This window comes from Psychrobacter sp., assembly GCF_035469765.1.
Taxonomy (GTDB): domain Bacteria; phylum Pseudomonadota; class Gammaproteobacteria; order Pseudomonadales; family Moraxellaceae; genus Psychrobacter.
Window position 1 is genome coordinate 1 of record NZ_DATIRM010000046.1, and the last position, 2,940, is coordinate 2,940.

4 protein-coding genes are annotated in these 2,940 nt (G+C 42.5%); all 4 read left to right on the forward strand.

Annotation, left to right across the window (positions count from 1 at the left end):
* On the forward strand, positions 1-644 hold a 644-nt coding region (locus VLN09_RS01105), incomplete at its 5' end, for a response regulator (RefSeq protein ID WP_325243277.1).
* The gene (locus VLN09_RS01110) at positions 637-1,647 is read left to right on the forward strand and encodes a chemotaxis protein CheB (RefSeq protein WP_325243279.1); all 1,011 of its coding nucleotides are present in this window, start codon (positions 637-639) and stop codon (positions 1,645-1,647) included. The genes VLN09_RS01105 and VLN09_RS01110, both read left to right, overlap by 8 nt.
* Entirely contained in the window at positions 1,644-2,147 is a 504-nt protein-coding gene (locus VLN09_RS01115; RefSeq protein WP_325243280.1) for a hypothetical protein, read from the forward strand. The genes VLN09_RS01110 and VLN09_RS01115 overlap by 4 nt, the downstream gene beginning before the upstream one ends.
* 151 nt (positions 2,148-2,298) lie before the next feature.
* Positions 2,299-2,826: a cytochrome b gene (locus VLN09_RS01120; protein ID WP_325243281.1), complete on the forward strand. Its 528-nt coding sequence runs from the start codon at positions 2,299-2,301 to the stop codon at positions 2,824-2,826.
* Positions 2,827-2,940: the final 114 nt, after the last annotated feature.

The following is a 2,940-nucleotide window of genomic DNA, read 5'->3' on the forward strand; positions in this document are numbered from 1 at the left end:
CACTTATTATCATCAAAAACCGCAGTGGTCAGAATATGGCCCTACAAGTTGATCAAATAGCAGGCTCACGTATTGAAGTGGTGGTAAAACCTTTGGGACAGCAGTTCTCAAATTTATCCGGTATCTCAGCCGCTACCATTATGGGCGATGGCTCGGTGATGCTCATTCTAGACTTGATAGCCTTGATGCGTAACGCGGCTTTAGTTAAAGACGTCACGCATTCTAAAGCTGCCAAACAAAGAAACGTGGAGTCCAATACCACTATTTTGGTCGTTGATGATTCAGTCACAGTGAGAAAAGTGACATCACGATTCTTAGAGCGTCAAGGGTTCAATGTTGTACTTGCTAAAGATGGTATCGATGCGCTTGAGATACTACAAGAGATGACGCCTGACTTAATGCTACTCGATATTGAAATGCCACGCATGGACGGTTTTGAGGTTGCCACCCAAGTCAGACATAATGGACGCTTGCAGCATCTGCCCATTATTATGATTACGTCACGTACGGGTGAGAAGCATCGTGAGCGTGCATTTGAGATTGGGGTAAATGACTATATGGGCAAACCTTTCCAAGAAAACCAGCTGCTTGATAAAATCCAAAGTTTATTGGATGAAAAGGTTCGCATAACTCATCATGGGTAACATACGTGCCTTGACGTTAAAAGATAAAAGTGAGATTAAAGTGTTGGTGGTAGCAGAAGACCATCAGCAGCGGATGGCATTCTCTGATACAGTGCGCAGCTGTGGTTTTCATTTGGTAGACTGTGTCACGTCATCGCAGTTGCAAGATAAGTTTGATGGCTATGAAAGTGATATCGATATCTGGTTGATAGACAGTGATTATGATGGGTATGTAGCGTCGGTTACTGCTGCCTCCAAAACTGCGGCAGTATTGGTTGGCTTTAGTCAAGCGCCTTATCTTAATGAAGCGCAACAATATGCTAAGTGGCAACGTAAACTAAAGCGTAAGCTTGCGCAGATGCTGGCTTTGCCAACGCTTGTAGATACTCCTGTTTATCAGGATGAGGTTAGAGGTTGGCGCTACGTGGTATTCTTAGGGGCATCTATGGGCGGCCCTAGTGCGGTCAAAGAGTTCTTAGATTACTTATCACCTATGCTGCCAGTGAGTATTTTATTAGCGCATCATTTTAATCTAACGATGATTAGTACCCTGCCGCGTATCTTAAATCGCCATAATGACTGGCGCTGTCAGATGATTACCTCCTCGCAGCGTATGCGTATTGGTCAATGTTTGATTGTACCTATTGATAAGCAGATAGTTTGTGATTCAACTGGGCGCATTATTTTATTGGATCAGGCTTGGGAAGGGGATTATAAACCGGCTATCGGTCAAATTCTGAAAAATACCAGCGATGTTTATGGCAGTGAACTGATTAACATTATCTTTTCCGGTATGGGCAACGATGGCACGCAGTATTTAGAATTGATCCAAGATAATGACAGTCAATTGTGGGCGCAAGACCCGACTTTAAGTGCGTGCCCCAGTCAGCCACAAGCTATCATTGATTCAGGATATTGTACCTTTATTGGCAGTCCTCAAGCGTTGGCACAAAAGCTGACCGACTATATTGCTGACAGAGCAGCAAACGACACTCCACATTCATTTATTGTGAGCGACTTATGAAACAGATGTTAAAACATTCATTTGAGGCAGTAAGTTTACTGACTACCACTAATGGTATGCTCGATGTGACGATTGTTCCAGCGTTTAACCAGCCTGATTGGATTGTTCCTAGCAGTTTAATTTTGAGTGTGGATGAGCATAGCGAATATACAGCAATGTATGAATGGCAGCAGCAAAAAATCGCTGTATTTCACATGCTGCCACGTCATCAAGCGTCAGAAAAGATAGTGGTGTTAGAAGGGAATACATCAGCGCATCGCATCGCTTTACAGACCGCCGGTGAACTACACCCAATACAGGTTCGTATCTCTGAGGTAAAGGATGTTGAGCTCCCTGAGCATTTCATCAAGCCAAATAGCAATATCGATACGGTTTATGAACGAGTGCAAGAAGATGTTGTGCTATCCTACCTTTTTCAAACAGTGATGATTGACAATACGCTGTATTTGGTGCCTGATTTGGATAAAATTGCGCATCAATTGGTGGATTTAGACGGCTAGCTTGCTGAGCATTCGGGTTGTACTGGTGTTTTTCAGAGTTTGTTAGTAGGCTTTATCAGTCATTAGCTGTCTATGTATATTATTAAGCGCATGTTATTAAGCGATTATTAATCAGCCATGAGCGTAGTTATAGAGGTGATAGAGTAAAATTATGAACCATACCCATTCAAACCTGACAAAGTGGTCCGTTAGTAGTCGTATCTTCCACTGGATTAGCGCGATTTTATTGCTCATTACTTGGGTCATGATATTTTTGTATGACAATCTTGATAGCAATCTTTATATCGGGTTACACAAAGCCTTTGGGGTTAGTCTATTATTTTGGATGATAGCGCGAGTGATTAATCGCGTTTTCACTAAGGCACCGCCTGCCGCAGTGATGCCAAAGTGGCAGATGCTGTTATCACAGCTGTCACACTTTGCTCTCTACGCTCTGTTAATTGCGATGCCCATTGCAGGACTACTGATGTCTTTGTATGGTGGTCGACCGGTTGACGTGTTTGGATTATTTCAGATTCCCGTATTTGTGACTCCCGATAGAGGGTTGGCAAGACTCTATAATGACTGGCATACCGAGATTATTTGGCCAACCATTCTTGCCTTTACCGCCCTTCATATTGGCGCCGCTTTATATCATCAGTTTGTAAAAAAAGACAATCTGATGTCACGTATGAAATAGTAAAATAACCCCAATTCGGGATAAGCCACATCGTAAGTTATTGATAACACTTATGATGTGTCTATTTAACCCTACAAAGTCATATTTTTAATAGTGGGTTTATCAGGAAACCAA